Genomic DNA, 16,802 nt, shown 5'->3' with positions numbered 1-16,802 from the left:
GATCACCGTCCCAGTATCTGTCAGTCGTTCGATCGGGGATCTCAGGGTTCTCACCGAGGCGGCGGGCCCGCGCGGATCGCTAGCCTGTCCCTACGTCCCCGACGGGTCGACGTACGTCACGCTGGCGATGAACGGCTGGGCCGACCCGGCGCCCGCGTGGTGGCTCAACCTGAAGGCCCGGCCCGAGGCCCTCGCCGAGACCGTCGACGGCCCGCGACGGGTGCGCGCCCGCGAGGCCACCGGGGCCGAGTGCGAGCGCCTCTGGACGCTGCTCGCGGAGGCCGACGACGGCTGGGGCGACCTCGACGACTTCGCGGCCCGGCGCTCCCACCAGACGCCCGTCGTGGTCCTGGAGGTCACCGAGCCGGCGTCGTGACCCGTCCGCTCAGCCCAGGCCGAGCCGCTCGCGCAGGAAGGTCCAGGCGAAGGCGGAGAGGTGGGCAGACTGCGCGTTGTTGGCCGCGCCGCCGTGGCCGCCCTCGATGTTCTCGTAGTAGGTGACGTCCTTGCCGGTCGCGGCCAGCAGCGCGGCCATCTTGCGGGCGTGGCCGGGGTGGACGCGGTCGTCCTTGGTGGAGGTGGTGAGCAGGACCGGCGGATAGGTCTTCGACCCGTCGAGCAGGTGGTAGGGCGAGAACGTCCGGATGTACTCCCACTCCTCCGGCACGTCCGGGTCGCCGTACTCCGCCATCCACGACGCCCCGGCGAGCAGGTGGGAGTAGCGCTTCATGTCCAGCAGCGGCACCTGGATCACCACAGCGCCGAACAGCTCCGGGTAGAGCGTGAGCATGTTGCCGGTCAGCAGCCCGCCGTTGGAGCCGCCCTGGATCCCGAGGTGGCTCGCGTTGGTCACACCGGTCTCGGCGAGGTGGCGGGCGACGGCGGCGAAGTCCTCGTAGGCCCGGTGCCGGTTCTCCTTCAGTGCCGCCTGGTGCCAGGCCGGGCCGTACTCCCCTCCACCGCGGATGTTCGCCACGGCGTAGACGCCGCCCTCGTTGAGCCAGGCGCGCCCGACGCCGGCGGAGTAGCCCGGGGTCATCGGGACCTCGAAGCCGCCGTAGCCGTAGAGCAGGGTCGGCGCCGGGCCACCGCTGCCGTCGAGGGCGGCTTCGGAACCGACGATGAAGTAGGGGATCCGGGTGCCGTCGGCCGAGGTCGCGAAGCGCTGCTCCGCACGGAGCCCGTCCGTGTCGAACCAGGCCGGCGCCGACTTGAGCGGTTCGACGGTCTCGGCGCCGATGGTGGTCAGGCCGTACGTCGTCGGGGTCAGGTAGCCGCTGGTGACCACCCAGACCTCGTCGGACTCGACCGCGTCGACGGCACGGGTGCCGACCGCGGCCACCGGGTCGGTCTCCGGGAACTCCGAGCGCACCCACTCCCCGGACGCCGACGCCGGTGGGGTCAGGACGTGCAACCGGTTCTTGACGTCCTCGAACACGTTGAGGACGAGGTGGTTGCGGGTCCAGGTCGCCCCGGCCAGCGAGGTCTTCGGGGTGGGTTCGAAGAGCACGGTGAGGTCCCGCGCGCCGGCCAGGAACCGGTCCGCGTCGGTCGCGAGCAGCGAGCCGGCGGCGTACGTCCGCTCGCCGACGGTCCACTCGTCGCGGAGCTCGACGAGCAGCCACTCCCGGTGGAACCCCGCCTCGGCCGAGTCGGGGATGTCGAGCTTGGTGAGCGTCTGCTCGGGCGTGCCGGGGTCGGTGGCGACGTACGTCTCGGACTTGTAGAACGCGATCGAACGGCTGACCAGGTCGCGCTCGAAGCCGGGGGTGTGGATGCGGCGCGCGGAGATGTACATGTCCTCGGCGGTGCCCTCGTAGACCACCGTCGCGTCCTCGAACGGGGTGCCGCGGCGCCACAGCTTCACGATCCGCGGGTAGCCGCTCGGGGTCAGCGAGCCGGGGCCGAAGTCGGTGAAGACGTAGACCGCGTCGGGGCCGCACCAGGAGAGGGCGCCCTTGGCGCCGCCCTGCTCGACGGCACGGGTGAAGCCACCGTCGGCCGGGCTCACGAACGCCTTCTCGACGAGGTCGAACTCCCGGGTGACGTCGGCGTCCGAGCCGCCCGGGGACAGGTCGACGAGCACCTTGCGCCAGGGCTCGCCGGGCTCGGGCCGGAGCACCGAGGCGCCGTGCCACACCCAGCTCTCGCCCTCCTCGGCGGCGAGCGCGTCGAGGTCGAGCAGGATCTCCCACTCGGGGTCGTCGGTGCGGTAGGACTCCGGCGTCGTGCGTCGCCAGATGCCGCGCTCGTGGTCGGCGTCGCGCCAGAAGTTGTAGAGGTGCTCCCCGAGCCGCGAGACCTCGGGCACCCGGTCGTCGGAGTCGAGCACCTCGAGGATCTGAGCCTCGATCTTGGCGAACACCGGGTCGGAGCCGACGCTCGCGTGCGCCTCGTCGTTGCGCGCTCGCACCCAGGCCAGCGCGTCGACGCCCTCGACCTCCTCCAGCCAACCGAACGGGTCGTCCCCGGCGGGGTCGAGCGGGGTCACGATCGTCTGCTCAGCGGTCATGCGGGAAGGCTACTTCGCGGGGCACAAGTTGCAGCCGACCGGCACAATTGCGGCATGAGCGAAGCGGACGGGTCGTCGAAGGGTCTACCGCGGCGAGCGGCGACACGGACGGCCAAGCTGGCCGCGCTGCCGATGGGGTACGCCGGGCGCAAGGCGCTCGGGCTCGGGAAGCGGATCGGGGGCCGTCCCGCCGAGGCGGTGCTGGCCGACGTCCACCAGCGTACGGCCGATCAGCTGTTCCGCACCCTGGGCGAGCTCAAGGGCGGCGCGATGAAGTTCGGGCAGATGCTCTCGGTGATGGAGGCGGCGCTGCCGGAGTCGCAGGCGGCCCACTACCGCGCCCAGCTCACTCGGCTCCAGGACTCCGCTCCCCCGATGCCGACCGGGATCGTACGCGGCCTGCTGGCCCGCGACCTCGGCGCCGACTGGGCCTCGCAGCTGGTCGAGCTGTCCGAGGAGCCGGCGGCCTCGGCCTCGATCGGGCAGGTGCATCGCGGCCGGTGGGCCGACGGCCGTGAGGTCGCGGTGAAGGTGCAGTACCCGGGCGCCGACGAGGCGCTGCGCGCCGACCTGCGCCAGATCGGCCGGGTCGCGGCGATCGGCAACGCGGTCGTGCCCGGGATGGACGTCAAGGCGCTGGTCGCCGAGCTGCAGGAGCGGGTCGTCGAGGAGCTCGACTACCCGAAGGAGGCCGAGGCCCAGCACGTCTTCGCCGAGGCGTATGCGGACCATCCCCTGATCGACGTCCCCGATGTCGTCGCGGTGGGACCGTCGGTGCTCGTCACCGAGTGGGTGGAGTCGGAGGGCTCGATCGCGAAGGTGATCGCCGAGGGCACCGCCGAGGAGCGCGACCACTACGGTGAGCTGCTGGCACGGTTCTGGTTCTCCGCACCGGGGCTGACCGGGATGCTCCACGCCGACCCCCATCCGGGCAACTTCCGGGTCCTGCCCGGTGGCCGGCTGGCGGTGCTCGACTTCGGCCTCGCCGCGCGGCTCCCGGACCGGGGCTTCCCGGAGCCGATGGGCCGGCTGATCCGGATCGCGGCGACCGGAGATGCCGAAGCGCTGGTCGCGGGCCTGCGCCACGAGGGCTTCATCCGGGAAGGCATCAAGGTCGAGCCGCAGCACGTGCTCGACTACCTGGCGCCGTTCGTGACTCCCGCGCTGCAGGAGCGCTTCCGGTTCACCCGGGAGTGGATGCGGGAGGAGTTCAAGCGGATCAACGACCCCAAGGACCCCGCCTACACGGTCGGGCTGAAGCTCAACCTGCCGCCGTCCTACCTGCTCATCCACCGGGTCTGGCTGGGTGGGCTCGGCGTGCTGGCGCAGCTCAACGCCGAGGCGCCGTTCCGGGAGATCCTCGAGGAGCACCTGCCCGGCTTCGCCGGCTGAAGAGTCAGCCCGGCAGCACCGTCTGCCCCACCGGGCCGGGGTTGTAGGCGATCTCCCAGCGGACGCCGTCGGGGTCTGCGAAGTAGCCGGTGTAGCCGCCCCACTCCCGTTCCGCGGCCGCCGAGACCTCCCGCCCGAGCGACCCGGCGAGCCCCAGCACCTCGTCGACCTCCGCGCGGGTGGCAACGTTGTGGGCGAGGGTGAACGGCGCGACGCCGTCGGCGACGGCGATCCTGCCGACCTCCTCCTCGAACTCGCTCCGGTCCCACAGCGAGAGGATGACGTGCTCGCCGACGCGGATCATGACCACTCCGTCGGCCTCCATCTCAGGGGTCCAACCGAGGCCGTCGACGTAGAACGACCGGCTCGCCGCCACGTCGGCGACGGCCACGGTGATGAAGCTGATGCGCTGGTCCATGGCAGCCACACTGCCACGGACCAGCGCGGGTGTCAGGCGTCCTTGACGCGGCTCGGCTTCTCGCGCAGGACGTCACGACGAGCGCGGTACTCGTTCTCGTCGATCTCGCCCGCGGCGTACCTCTCCGCCAACCGTGCCTCGCCCGCGCGTCGTGGCCCCTCGGCCATCCGCTTGCGGTTGTAGAGGACGACCGCGGTGATGATCGCCGCGATCACCAGGAACCACAGGATCGGGAAGATCGGCCAGAACGCCGGCGGCCCTCCCCCGTCCTGCCACGGTCCGCTCTCGCGCCACGGACCCCAGTGGTCGTCGGCCACCACCGTGGCCACCGTCTCGTTGATGCTCATCGCTCGTGTCCAATCTGTCGGGCTTGCCTATGCCCTCCAGAGTGCTGCGCGCGAGCCGCCGGCACATCGGCTCAGGAGCGGGTGCGTCGTACGCAATCGTGCGTACGCATCCCCTACTCGCACCGGAGCCGGCTGAGCTGGCGGCCCTGCTCGTCGAAGTTCGTGGGGTCGAGCCAGCGCTCGTGCGCGTCCCGCACGTTGGGCCACTCCTCCGCCGTGACCGAGAACCAGTCGGTGTCGCGGTTGCGGCCCTTGACGACCATGTGGTTGCGGAACCGGCCCTCGTAGCTGAACCCCAGCCGCTCCGCGGCCCGTCGCGACGGCTCGTTGAGCGCGTCGAGCTTCCACTCGAACCGCCGGTAGCCCAGGGTGTCGAAGGCGTGCCGCATGAGCAGGTGGATCGCCTCGGTCGCCGCCCGGGTCCGGGCCATGGCGGGCCCGAAGAGCACTCCGCCGACCTCGATGCTCCCGTTGCTCGGGTGGATCGCGTGGTAGCCCGCGACGCCGCTCGCGCGGCCCTCTCGCTCACCCTCCTTCGGGACGAACGCGAACGGCACCACGTCGTCCGCGTCGACCAAGCCCGCCAGATGCATCCACAGGTCCTGCAGGGTCGTCGGCATCGCGATCGGACGGTACGTCCACAGGTCGGCGTCGTCGGGGCCGCAGACCGCAGCGTACAGGTCCGAGTACTGCGCCGACGAGAGCGGCGCGACCCGGACGTAGCGTCCCTCGAGAGCCACCGGCTCGGGCCAGGGCCGGGGCTCCCAGCCCTCGACGACGTCACCCACCGGATACGAGAAGTTCAGCACGGTCCTCATTCTCGCCGACCGTCGCGAGCGAGCGCCGGGCGCCACCGAGGGCGAGCATCCCGGCCAGGCAGCCGAGGAGCAGCACCCCGGCGAGGATCATCACCGACTCCACCGCGAACCGGTCGGCCAGCGGCCCGAAGACGATCATCGAGACCGGCATCGCCACCGACATCACGATCCCGTAGAACCCGAACACCCGGCCGCGCATCGAGTCCTCGACCTGCTCCTGCAGGACCGTCGCGGCGGGCACCAGCAGCATCTGGAAGAGGATGCAGATCACCAGACCGGCGACCGAGAACACCCAGAAGTCCGTCGAGACACCCAGCCCGACCACGAGCAGTCCGACGCCGACCGAGGCCGCCACCATCAGCCGCACACGGCGCTTCACCTTCGGTCCGAAGACGGCCATCGCCGCGCCGCCGACGACCATGCCGACGCTCCAGAACAGCTCGTTGACGCTCAGCATCCAGACCTCGTCGCCGAAGCTGCGCGTGATCATCAGCGGCGTGAGGTGAGCCGGCGCGCCGGCCATGAACATCACGACGGCCACGAGGCCCATCACCCAGCGGACCGAGGCGTTCCCCCGGACGTACCGGACGCCGGCGACGAGGTCACCGAGGTAGCTGACAGGCTCCGACGAGCCCGTCGAGCGGACCGTCCGGGCCACCGGCACCAGCAGGAGCAGCAGTACGCCGATCACGGCCGTCACCACGTCGATGAAGAAGACGGTGACGATGCCGGTGCTCGCGTAGACCGCGGCGGCGACCGCCGGCGCGAACAGCATCATCCCCGACTGGATCGTCTGCTGGACGCCGTTGACCCGCATCAGGTGCTCGGCCGGGACGATCTGCGGCAGCATCGCGTTGACCGCGGGCGCCTGCACCCCGGCCAGCGCCGAGCGGACCGCCATCGCCAGGAAGATCATCCACAGGTCGCCGGCCCCGCTCAGCATCAGCAGCGCGAGGACCAGGGTGGCCGCCGCGATCGTCGAGTCGGCCCCGATGATCAGCAGCTTGCGCGAGTGCCGGTCGGCCCAGACGCCGCCGAAGACCGACACCACCGCCTGCGGCAGCATCCCGGCCGCGACGCTCAGGGTCAGCACGGCGGCCGACCCGGTCTCGACGGTGAGGTGCCACATCACCGCGTACGCGACGATCATCGAGCCCAACGACGACACCGTCTGGCCGCCCAGGAAGACCAGCAGATTCCGCTTCCAAGACTTCTGATCCGACCTCTGACCCGACATGACCACTCCCGCATCCGGTGGGCCGCCGTGTCGGCCCCTCACCCATGCCACGAACGGCCACGGCCCGTTTCGACAGAAGCCGGTGCGGGCTATTCGGGTGCCGGGTCGAAGTCGAAGGCGGGCAGCCCGTCGAGGCTGGTCAGGTTCTTGGTACGCCGGTAGGCGGCCGAGCCCTCGACCCCCTTGCGCTCGAAGTACGGCCCGAGCAGGTCGCGCTCACCGACGTACGACATCAGCGGGACCGCGAAGCCGCACGAGTCGGAGACCCGCTCGATGTCCACGACGACGACCGCGCGGGCGCCGGGGAGGTCGGTGAAGCGACCGGCCAGGTCGGCGTACTCCTCGTCGTAGCGGGTCACGACCCGGCCGCGACCGTGGAAGCGGACGATGTTCGGCGCCCCGTCGAAGGCGCAGAACATCACCGTGATCCGGCCGTTCTCCCGTACGTGCGCGATCGTCTCGCTGCCGCTCCCGGTGCCGTCGAGCCACGCGAAGGTGAGCTCGTCGATCATCCCGAAGGTGCCCGGGATGCCCCGGGGCGACAGGTTGACGTGACCCTCACCGGAGAGTGGCGCGGTGGCCACGAAGAAGACGACCTGACGATCGACGAACTCCCGCAGGCGTCCTTCGACGCGCGCGTGAACCTTTCCCATCGCCGGTTACTCGGGCACGTTGCGGTAGGCGCCGTCGGAGGCCGAGGTGGCCATCGAGGCGTACGCCCGCAGGGCCGCGGAGACCTTCCGGTCGCGGTTGGCCGGGGTGTAGGGCTTCTCGCGCTTCTCCTGCGCCGCGCGACGCTCGCCGAGGACGATGTCGTCCACGTCGAGGGAGATCGAGCGGTTCGGGATGTCGATGGAGATCTGGTCGCCGTCCTCGACGAGCGCGATCAGGCCGCCTCCGGCCGCCTCCGGGGAGACGTGGCCGATGGAGAGACCGCTGGTGCCGCCGGAGAAGCGGCCGTCGGTGATCAGGGCGCACTTCTGGCCCAGGCCGCGGCCCTTGAGGAACGAGGTCGGGTAGAGCATCTCCTGCATGCCCGGCCCGCCCTTCGGGCCCTCGTAGCGGATCACCACCACGTGACCGGCCTCGACCTTCTTGGAGAGGATGCCCTCGACCGCGGCGTCCTGGGACTCGAAGACGATCGCGGTGCCGGTGAAGGTGAGGCACTCCTCGGGCACGCCGGCGGTCTTCACGACGCAGCCGTCGGGCGCGATGTTGCCCGACAGGATCGCGAGACCGCCGTCGGCGGAGTAGGCGTGCTCGAAGTCGCGGATGCAGCCCTCGGCGGCGTCGGTGTCGAGGCTGGCCCAGAGGTTCTCGGTGGAGAACGCCTCGGTCGTACGCACCCCGCCGGGCGCCGCCAGGAACAGGTCGAGCGCCTCCTGGCTGGGGTTCTCGGCGCGGATGTCCCAGGTGTCCAGCCACTCGTCGACGGAGGCGGAGTGGATGGTGTGGACGTCCTCGTTGAGCGCGCCGCCGCGGCGCAGCTCACCGAGCAGGGCGGGGATGCCGCCGGCGCGGTGGACGTCCTCCATGTGGTACTTCGGGCTGTTGGGGGCGACCTTGCTCAGGCACGGCACCCGCCGCGAGATCGCGTCGATGTCGTGCACGTTGAAGTCGAGCTCGGCCTCGCGGGCCGCGGCGAGCAGGTGCAGCACCGTGTTGGTCGAGCCGCCCATGGCGACGTCGAGCGCGACCGCGTTCTCGAAGGCGCTGCGGCTGGCGATGTTCCGCGGCAGGACGGACTCGTCGCCCTCCTCGTAGTAGCGGCGGCACAGCTCGACGATCGTACGTCCCGCCTGCTCGAACAGCGCGCGGCGCTTCGCGTGGGTGGCCAGGGTCGACCCGTTGCCGGGCAGGCTCAGGCCGATGGCCTCGGTGAGGCAGTTCATCGAGTTGGCGGTGAACATGCCCGAGCACGAGCCGCAGGTCGGACAGGCCGAGCGCTCGACCGTGTCGAGCAGCTCGACGCTGACCGCCTCGTTGACCGAGAGCACCATCGCGTCGACCAGGTCGAGCTTGTCGTGGACGATGCCCTCGATGGCGGTCGTCTTGCCGGCCTCCATCGGTCCGCCGGAGACGAAGACGACCGGGATGTTGAGGCGCAGGCTGGCCAGCAGCATGCCGGGGGTGATCTTGTCGCAGTTGGAGATGCACACGATCGCGTCGGCGCGGTGCGCCTCGACCATGTATTCCACCGCGTCCGCGATCAGCTCGCGGCTCGGCAGTGAGTAGAGCATCCCGGCGTGGCCCATCGCGATGCCGTCGTCGACGGCGATCGTGTTGAACTCCTTGGCCACTCCCCCGGCCTCCTGGATCTTCTCGGCGACGATCTTGCCGAGGTCACGGAGATGGACGTGGCCGGGTACGAACTCGGTGAACGAGTTGGCGATCGCGATGATCGGCTTGCCGAAGTCGTCATCAGTCATGCCGGTCGCGCGCCAGAGCGCGCGGGCACCCGCCATGTTGCGGCCCGAGGTCGAGGTTGCGGAGCGAAGAGTGGGCATGCCAGAAGGCTAGACCCGTTGGCGTACGTCCTCTAACACAACGCCACGCGGTGGACGGATCGTGTGTCAGCGGAACGCCGGTGCCAGGCGGAGGGGGTGATCACACCCCAACGGTCAAGGAGCTCCGTACGGCGGCCGGAGGCAGGGCCGGCATAGTGATTCCAGAAGTGGTCGATCTGGGCTGATTCAGCGCTTGACGATGAGCCCAGATCGACCACTTTTCCGAACCAGAATCTAGCGTCTACATGCTAGATCTAGCCCATGAAGACGATCACGATGACCGAGTTGAACCAGCGGATCTCCGCGGTGACTCGAGCCGTCATCGAGGACGGCGAGTCGTTCCGGGTAACCAACGGGGGTCGCGCGGTGCTTCGCCTCGTGCCCGAGGTCCAGTGGTTGGACAACCCGGTGGAGGCGCTGGTCAACGCCGGACTGGCGACTCCCCCGAAGCGACCGCACAGGCACCTCTCGGATCGCAGTGCCGCCGCACTCTCGGCCGAGCTCGATGAGGTCAACGGCGCCATCGATCTTTGAGCGGGTGTAGAGCGGCACTCGTCCGAATGCGTAAGGTCGCCGCACTCCTCGGGTTCGCGGTCCACGACCCCGTGACGGACTGATTCAGACCTTGGCCGCTCGGACCACCATCACGTCGGGGATGTCGCGGAGGATCTCGCGCCAGGTCTCACCGGCGTCGGCGGAGGCCCAGACGGAGCCGTTGCGGGCGCCGAAGTAGACACCGGCCACCTCGTGGTCGTCGGCGCACATCGCGTCGCGCATGACGCCGACGTAGAAGTGGTCGGGCAGGCCCTTGTCGAGCGGCTCCCAGTGGTCGCCGGCGTCGCGCGAGCGCCACACGATCGGCTTGGCCTCCGGTGGGTAGCGGGACTCGCCGGCCCCGATCGGGAAGGTGAAGATCGTGTCCGGCTCCTGCGGGTGGACGACCATCGCGAAGCCGAAGTCGGTGGGCAGCCCGTCTGCGATCGACTTCCAGGACTCGCCCTCGTCGTCGGAGCGGTAGACGCCGCCGTGGTTCTGCAGGTAGAGCCGCTCGGGGCGGGAGGCGTGGCGGGCGACCTTGTGGACGCACTGGCCGAACTCGGGGTACTGCTGCCCCTCGGGCAGGAAGACGGCGATGATGCCGTTGTTGCGCGCCTCCCAGGTCTCCCCGCCGTCACGCGTCTGGTAGACGCCGCCGGTGGAGATGGCCGCGGTCGCCGAGTCCGGGTCGGTGGGGTGCGGCAGGATCGTGTGGAAGGCCTGCCCGCCGAAGCCCTCGTTCCACTCGGTGCGGTGGGGGTGGTCCCACAGGCCGCGGACGAGCTCGAACGATGCGCCACCGTCGCGGGAGCGGAAGATCGCGCCGGGTTCGACGCCGGCCCAGATCGTGCCCTCCGGCAGCCCCGGCTGGAGCTGCCAGACGCGCGCGAGCGACGCGTCGACGTCCTCGGGGAACGACATCGAGGTCTCGGTCCAGGTCTCGCCGCCGTCGGCGGAGGTGCGCACCAGCGCACCCAGCCACAGCGAGGAGCATCCGGCAAGGATCCGCCCGGTCCCGGGCTCGATCATGGCGGAGTAGATCTCCTCCATGTCATGGTGCGGACCGGTGAAGTCCCAGTCCTGCCGGGCGTCGTCAGAGCGCCCTATCCACAGACCCTTCCGGGTCCCGACAAGCAGCTGCGTACCCATGTCTTCCAGCATCCACCCGCTCGACGTCTGTGACCAGGAGATTTCAGCGAAAGAACGCACCGGAAAACGACCCACGTCTGCGGTATCCCCCGGGCGCGGATTCTTCGGCCTGGGCGGCCCAGCCCCTAGCCTGAAGTCATGACCAGACCTGTTTCCTGGGAGCAGTTCACCGCGATCCTCTTCGACCTCGACGGCGTGATCACGCCGACCGCGGTCGTGCACATGCGCGCGTGGGAGGAGATGTTCAACGCCTATCTCCAGGAGAAGACACCGGGGGCGCCGGCCTACACCGACCAGGACTACTTCGCGTACGTCGACGGCAAGCCGCGCTACGACGGCGTGCGTGACTTCCTCGCCTCCCGGGGCATCCGGCTTCCCGAGGGCACCCCGGACGATGCGCCGGAGCTGGAGACCGTCTGCGGTCTCGGCAACCGGAAGAACAACGCCTTCAACCTGGTGCTCGAGCGGGACGGCGTGGAGGCCTACCCCGGCTCGGTGAGGTTCTTGGACTACCTCGCTACGCTCGATGTCCGGCTCGGCGTGGTGTCGTCGTCGGTCAACGCTCCGACCGTGCTGAAGGCGGCGGGGCTGCTGGACCGCTTCGAGACCGTCGTGTCGGGAGCCGTCGCAGATGAGCAGGGCCTACCCGGCAAGCCGGCGCCGGACACCTTCGTCTACGCCGGTAAGGTCCTCGGAGCCACCCCGGACGAGGCCGTCGTTCTCGAGGACGCGGTCTCCGGGGTGCGCGCCGGCAAGGCAGGAGAATTCGCGCTCGTCGTCGGGGTGGATCGTGGTGCGGGCCACGACACCCTCACGGCCGCCGGCGCCAGCCTCGTCGTATCGGACCTTGCTGAACTCATCCCTGACGGACACAGTCCTGAACCACCTGCTCGAGGAGCACAGCAGTGAAGACCAACGTCGGCCCGAACCCCTTGGACCGGGCCCGTTACCCCATCGACCCGTGGCGGCTGGTGGAGACCAGCTACTCCCCCGACGATCTCGGCCTGACCGAGACGATCTTCAGCGTCGCCAACGGCTATCTCGGCATGCGCGGCACCCCTGAGGAGGGGCGCCCGACCTATGCGCACGGCACCTTCATCAACGGGTTCCACGAGACCTGGCCGATCCGTCACGCCGAGAACGCCTACGGCTTCGCGAAGACCGGCCAGACGATCGTCAACGCCCCCGACGCCAAGATCATGAAGATCTACGTCGACGACGAGCCGCTGACCTTCGGCACCTCCGACCTGGAGGAGTACGAGCGGGTGCTCGACTTCCGCGAGGGTGTGCTGCGGCGACACCTGGTGTGGCGTACGCCGTCGGGCAAGCGGGTCGCGATCAAGTCGACCCGGATGGTGTCGATGACCCAGCGTCACCTCTCGATCCAGACCCTGGAGATCACGATGCTGAGCGGCACGGCGCCGATCGTGATCTCGTCCCAGCTGCTCAACCGGCAGGACGGCAAGGACGAGTACCACGTGCCGGCGGCGGCGCTCGGCGAGGGCATGGACCCGCGCAAGGCCTCCGCGTTCGACACCCGTGTCCTCATCCCGCAGATGTCGGTCGCCGACGAGGACCAGATGACCCTCGGCTACCGGTGCGCCAACTCCGGGATGACGATCGCCGTCAGCGCCGCCCACCAGATCGACACCCCGGACCCGGTCGAGACCGTGGTCCGCGCCGAGGACGACCTGGCCAAGACCGTCTTCCGGGTCGACGCCACCGAGGGCAGCACGCTGCGGATGCAGAAGACGGTGGCGTACCACACCTCCCGCGGGGTGCCGGTGCGCGAGCTGGCGGACCGCTGCGGACGTACGCTCGACCGGGCGATCCGGCTGGGCATCGGTCACTTCGAGCGCGACCAGCGCAACTGGTACGACGAGTTCTGGTCGGCAGCCGACGTCGAGATCACCGCCGCGGCGGCCGAGGACGACGAGGACATCGCGGCAGCCCAGCAGGCGATCCGGTTCAACCTGTTCTCCCTGGCGCAGGCGACCGCCCGCACCGACGGGCTCGGCGTGCCCGCGAAGGGCGTCACCGGCTCCGGCTACGAGGGACACTATTTCTGGGACACGGAGTGCTACGTCGTCCCGTTCCTCTGCTACACCCAGCCCGAGGTCGCCCGCAACGTCATGCACGCCCGCTCGGTGATGCTCCCGGCGGCCCGGCAGCGGGCGCTGGAGATGGCGGCGAAGGGCGCGCTGTTCGCATGGCGCACCATCAACGGCCAGGAGGCCTCGGCCTACTACGCGGCCGGCACCGCGCAGGTTCACATCGACGCCGACATCGCCTTCGCGCTGATGAAGTACGTCTACGCGACCGGCGACACCGGTTACCTGATCCGTGAGGGCGTCGACATCCTGGTCGAGACCGCGCGGATGTGGGCCGACCTCGGCTTCTGGCGCCACAACGGCGAGCCGTCGTTCCACATCCACGGCGTGACCGGGCCGGACGAGTACACCACGGTGGTCAACAACAACCTGTTCACCAACGTGATGGCCCGCTACAACCTGGAGAAGGCCGTCGAGACGATCGAGATGCTCCGGACGGAGTACCCGCGCGAGTACGCGCAGGTCATCGGCCGGCTCGACCTCTCCCCCGACGAGGTCGTGGAGTGGGGTCGCTGCGCCGCGGCCATGCACATCCCCTACGACGAGGGTCTGGGGATCCACCCGCAGGACGACAACTTCCTCGACCGCGAGGTGTGGGACCTGCCCAACACCCCCGACGAGGTACGTCCGCTGCTGCTGCACTACCACCCGCTGGTGATCTACCGGTTCCAGGTGCTCAAGCAGACCGACGTCGTGCTCGCCCTCTTCCAGCAGGGCAACCGGTTCACCGCCGAGGAGAAGCGCGCCGACTTCGAGTACTACGACCCGATCACCACCGGAGACTCGACGCTGTCGGCGGTCGTGCAGTCGATCATGGCGGCCGAGGTCGGCTACCACGACGACGCGCTGCGCTACTTCTACGACGCGCTCTACGTCGATCTGCACAACATGCACGGCAACACCGTCGACGGGATGCACATCGCCTCGACCGGCGGCGTGTGGGGCGGGCTCGCCTTCGGCTTCGGCGGGATGCGCGACTACGACGGCAGGCTCTCCTTCGACCCGCGTCTCCCGGACTCGTGGGGCTCGCTGATCTTCCGGGTGCAGTGGCACTCGACCCGGATGCAGGTCGCGGTCACCCGTGACCAGATCGTCTTCACGGTCGTCGACACCCCGGGCGAGGAGTTCGACATCCCGATCAGCGTCCGCGGAGAGGAGTTCGTGGTGTCGAAGGGCTCGCCGGTCATCGTGCCTCTCGCCGACCAGGGGCCGCGGATCGGCACTCACCTGGACGAGGAGCCGCACGGCGGCGTACGGCCGGACGGGTCGAAGATCACCGCCACCGTCCCGACGCCGATCCCGCCGGAGATCTACGAGCTGGACCACGTGGAGCACCCGATGGTGCCGCACGACCCTCCGCGCGGCTCCGAGCGGCTCGCGGAGGAGGCCAACAAGGCCGCCAACCTGTCCAACATCTCGCAGACGGACTCGGCCGAGTAGCCGGTCTTTACCTGGCCTAGACTGACCGGGTGGTGCATGCTTCCTCTTTCCGGGCGAGGCTTGCCCACCCGGTCGTCCTGGTCCTGATCGGGATCGCGTCGGTGCAGGTCGGCGCGACCTTCGCGAAGTCGCTCTTCGACGAGGTCACGCCGACGGCCATGGTGTGGCTGCGGCTATCGATGTCCGCGCTGATCCTGCTGGCGATCACCCGGCCTCGGGTCCGGGGGCTGTCGCGGCGCGACTGGCTGGTCGTGGTCGCGTTCGGAGCCTCGCTCGGGCTGATGAACTGGGCGATCTACCAGGCCTTCGCCCGGCTCCCGATCGGGATCGCGGTCACGATCGAGTTCATCGGCCCGCTCACGATCGCCCTGGTCACCTCGCGGCGTGCCCGCGACCTGGTCTGGGTCGCACTGGCGGCGGCCGGAGTGATCCTGCTCGGTCTCGAGCCCGGCCGGATCTCGCTCGTGGGCGTGCTGTTCGCGTTGCTCGCGGGGGCCTGCTGGGCAGCGTACATCGTGCTGTCGAAGGCGACCGGCGCCCGCTGGGAGGGGCTTGACGGGCTCGCGCTGGCCTCCACCGTCGCGGCGGCGGCGCTGACCCCTGCGGCGATGGCGTACGCCGACGGGCTGGGGTCTCCACACGTGTGGCTGGTGGGGCTGATGGTGGGCCTGATGTCGTCGGTGATCCCCTACTCGCTCGATCTTGTTGCCCTGCGTTCGATCAAGCCGGGGCTCTACGCGATCCTGATGTCGCTGGAGCCGGCTGCCGGTGCGCTGGCCGCGATCCTGGTCCTGCACGAGGGTCTCTCGGTCCTGCAGTGGCTGGCCATCGCCTGTGTCGTGGTCGCCTCAGCAGGGGCGACGCGCACTGGCAAGCCCGATCATCACGTGCCGGCGGAGTCGACCCCGGCGTGACGTACGCGCCTCGTCGCACGACGTAGTGGGGCGTTTCACACAAGCGACATCGGATCGTCACTGACTCCGAATGTTCGGGTCACTACAGTTTGGTGACAACTCCCCCGCACTTCCTCCATCCGGTCCCCCGCCTGTCTCTGGAGTTGCTCCGTTGTCGACCGTCATCGCCCCCGCACACACCACTGCCGTCGCCCAGGTCGCCGCCCTCTTCGCCGCTCGCACCGCGGGGCGGATGGTGGGCCCGTTCCTGCGACCGATCCAGCTGCTGCTCGCCTGGCCGGTCGCCTCCCAGCTCGTCGCCCGCCACAACGCGAAGGCCGCCGAGGAGGCGCTCCTGCTCCGGCGTGCCGAGCGTGAAGACGTCCAGCACTACCTCCAGCTGCTCGCATCGGAGAGAATGTCTGCATGAGTGTTCCGCGGGCGATGGCCGAGTCGACGGTCGCGTTCCGTGACGTGCTCTCCGACGACGGCACCCTGATCCGCGCCTGGACCAACGACCCTGAGGGCGTGATCGACGGGCCGACCGTGCTGCTGTGCAACGGTCTCGGCACCGGCCCGTGGAACTGGCCGGCGCTGCTGCACACCTCGTGCGGCGTACGCGTCGTCTCCTGGCAGCACCGCGGCACCTCCGGCTCGGCGCGACCCAAGGACCTGGAGCAGACCACCTCGCGACACTTCGCCGAGGACGCGTTGTCGGTGATGGACGCCTTCGCGCTCTCGCGGCCGGTCGTGATGGGCTGGTCGATCGGCGTCAACACCGCCTTTGAGCTGGCCGCGGACCACCCCGAGCGGGTCTCCGGCATCTTCGGGGTCGCCGGGGTGCCCGGCGACACCTTCAAGTCGATGCTCGGGCCGCTGCCGCTGCCCGCCCCGGCCGCCGCGCTCGTGACCCGCACCGCCGCGAAGGTGCTGCGCCGCACCGGCTCCCTCATCACCCCCGTGGCGACCCGCCTCGAGCTCGGGCCGCGGGCGATCGAGATGTTCTCGAAGGCCGGGCTGATCGGGAAGGTCCCCGACCCCGAGCTCGCCGCGGCCGCGCTGGCCGAGTTCCTGACCACCCCGGTCGAGTGGTACTTCCACCTCGCGCTGCGCACCTCCCAGCGCCGCTCGGTCTCCCCGCGCCGCATCAAGGTGCCGGTCGTGCTGGTCGCGGGCACCCGCGACCTCATCGCCGGGGCGCGCCACATGTCGCGGGTCGCCTCCGACCTCAAGAACGGCACCTTCGTCGAGCTCGACGGCACCCACTTCGTACAGATGGAGCAGCCCGACCGCGTCCATCAGCTGCTGCTCGGATTCCTTGCCCGGGTCTCCGAGCACCAGCGCGCCTGACCGGCGCCGAGACGTCACTCCGGTCGGCCGAGACGTCATGCGCGTCGGCCGAGACGTCACGTGCGTCGGCCGAGGCGTCGGCGGGTGCGGC

16 protein-coding genes are annotated in these 16,802 nt (G+C 69.9%); 8 read left to right on the top strand and 8 right to left on the bottom strand.

The annotated features are described in order from the left end of the window. Position 1 precedes the first annotated feature (1 nt). Positions 2-376: a nitroreductase/quinone reductase family protein gene (locus tag G5C66_RS07015; RefSeq protein WP_165110468.1), complete on the top strand. Its 375-nt coding sequence runs from the start codon at positions 2-4 to the stop codon at positions 374-376. Between the two features lie 9 nt (positions 377-385). Here G5C66_RS07015 and G5C66_RS07010 read toward each other — a convergent pair whose 3' ends face one another. After that, positions 386-2,512, bottom strand: a complete 2,127-nt coding sequence (locus tag G5C66_RS07010) for a prolyl oligopeptidase family serine peptidase (protein ID WP_165110263.1) — start codon at positions 2,510-2,512, stop codon at positions 386-388. Positions 2,513-2,566: 54 nt separating this feature from the next. Between G5C66_RS07010 and G5C66_RS07005 the strand changes: the two genes are divergently transcribed. Further along, on the top strand, positions 2,567-3,904 hold the full coding sequence (locus G5C66_RS07005; RefSeq protein WP_165110262.1) for an ABC1 kinase family protein: 1,338 nt from the start codon (positions 2,567-2,569) through the stop codon (positions 3,902-3,904). 4 nt (positions 3,905-3,908) lie between these two features. Here G5C66_RS07005 and G5C66_RS07000 read toward each other — a convergent pair whose 3' ends face one another. From G5C66_RS07000 to ilvD, 6 genes are all read right to left on the bottom strand, one after another. Next, complete coding sequence (locus tag G5C66_RS07000; protein ID WP_165110261.1) at positions 3,909-4,322, bottom strand: VOC family protein; 414 nt, start codon at positions 4,320-4,322, stop codon at positions 3,909-3,911. A gap of 32 nt (positions 4,323-4,354) precedes the next feature. Next, the gene (locus G5C66_RS06995; protein ID WP_165110260.1) at positions 4,355-4,669 is read right to left on the bottom strand and encodes an SHOCT domain-containing protein; all 315 of its coding nucleotides are present in this window, start codon (positions 4,667-4,669) and stop codon (positions 4,355-4,357) included. Positions 4,670-4,782: 113 nt separating this feature from the next. Continuing rightward, positions 4,783-5,478: a GNAT family N-acetyltransferase gene (locus G5C66_RS06990; RefSeq protein ID WP_338144094.1), complete on the bottom strand. Its 696-nt coding sequence runs from the start codon at positions 5,476-5,478 to the stop codon at positions 4,783-4,785. Then, entirely contained in the window at positions 5,450-6,724 is a 1,275-nt protein-coding gene (locus G5C66_RS06985) for an MFS transporter (RefSeq protein WP_165110258.1), read from the bottom strand. Before G5C66_RS06985 ends, G5C66_RS06990 begins: the two co-directional genes overlap by 29 nt. 89 nt (positions 6,725-6,813) lie before the next feature. After that, complete coding sequence (locus tag G5C66_RS06980) at positions 6,814-7,377, bottom strand: pyridoxamine 5'-phosphate oxidase family protein (RefSeq protein WP_165110257.1); 564 nt, start codon at positions 7,375-7,377, stop codon at positions 6,814-6,816. 6 nt (positions 7,378-7,383) lie between these two features. Continuing rightward, positions 7,384-9,231, bottom strand: a complete 1,848-nt coding sequence (gene ilvD / locus G5C66_RS06975; RefSeq protein WP_165110256.1) for a dihydroxy-acid dehydratase — start codon at positions 9,229-9,231, stop codon at positions 7,384-7,386. A gap of 276 nt (positions 9,232-9,507) precedes the next feature. Here ilvD and G5C66_RS06970 point away from each other — a divergent pair, with 276 nt between their 5' ends. Beyond that, positions 9,508-9,765 (top strand): type II toxin-antitoxin system Phd/YefM family antitoxin, encoded by a 258-nt coding sequence (locus G5C66_RS06970; RefSeq protein ID WP_165110255.1) that lies wholly within the window; start codon positions 9,508-9,510, stop codon positions 9,763-9,765. 84 nt (positions 9,766-9,849) lie between these two features. Here the strand turns inward: G5C66_RS06970 and G5C66_RS06965 are convergent, their stop codons facing one another. After that, positions 9,850-10,917, bottom strand: coding sequence for a WD40/YVTN/BNR-like repeat-containing protein (locus tag G5C66_RS06965; protein ID WP_165110254.1), 1,068 nt, complete (start codon positions 10,915-10,917; stop codon positions 9,850-9,852). 138 nt (positions 10,918-11,055) lie between these two features. Here G5C66_RS06965 and G5C66_RS06960 point away from each other — a divergent pair, with 138 nt between their 5' ends. The 5 genes from G5C66_RS06960 to G5C66_RS06940 all read left to right on the top strand — a co-directional run bounded on the left by G5C66_RS06960 (position 11,056) and on the right by G5C66_RS06940 (position 16,711). Beyond that, a complete protein-coding gene (locus G5C66_RS06960) occupies positions 11,056-11,826 on the top strand; it encodes an HAD family hydrolase (RefSeq protein WP_165110253.1) in 771 nt (256 codons plus the stop codon). Continuing rightward, entirely contained in the window at positions 11,823-14,468 is a 2,646-nt protein-coding gene (locus tag G5C66_RS06955) for a glycosyl hydrolase family 65 domain-containing protein (protein WP_165110252.1), read from the top strand. Before G5C66_RS06960 ends, G5C66_RS06955 begins: the two co-directional genes overlap by 4 nt. A gap of 32 nt (positions 14,469-14,500) precedes the next feature. Next, positions 14,501-15,382, top strand: a complete 882-nt coding sequence (locus tag G5C66_RS06950; RefSeq protein ID WP_338144092.1) for an EamA family transporter — start codon at positions 14,501-14,503, stop codon at positions 15,380-15,382. A gap of 151 nt (positions 15,383-15,533) precedes the next feature. Further along, positions 15,534-15,791, top strand: coding sequence for a hypothetical protein (locus G5C66_RS06945; RefSeq protein WP_165110250.1), 258 nt, complete (start codon positions 15,534-15,536; stop codon positions 15,789-15,791). After that, positions 15,788-16,711, top strand: a complete 924-nt coding sequence (locus G5C66_RS06940; protein WP_165110249.1) for an alpha/beta fold hydrolase — start codon at positions 15,788-15,790, stop codon at positions 16,709-16,711. The genes G5C66_RS06945 and G5C66_RS06940 overlap by 4 nt, the downstream gene beginning before the upstream one ends. The last annotated feature ends 91 nt before the right edge of the window (positions 16,712-16,802 follow it).

It is taken from the genome of Nocardioides turkmenicus, assembly GCF_011045035.1.
GTDB lineage: Bacteria > Actinomycetota > Actinomycetes > Propionibacteriales > Nocardioidaceae > Nocardioides > Nocardioides turkmenicus.
The sequence above is the reverse complement of the archived record's forward strand: the minus strand, read 5'-3'. Positions and strand labels throughout refer to the sequence as shown.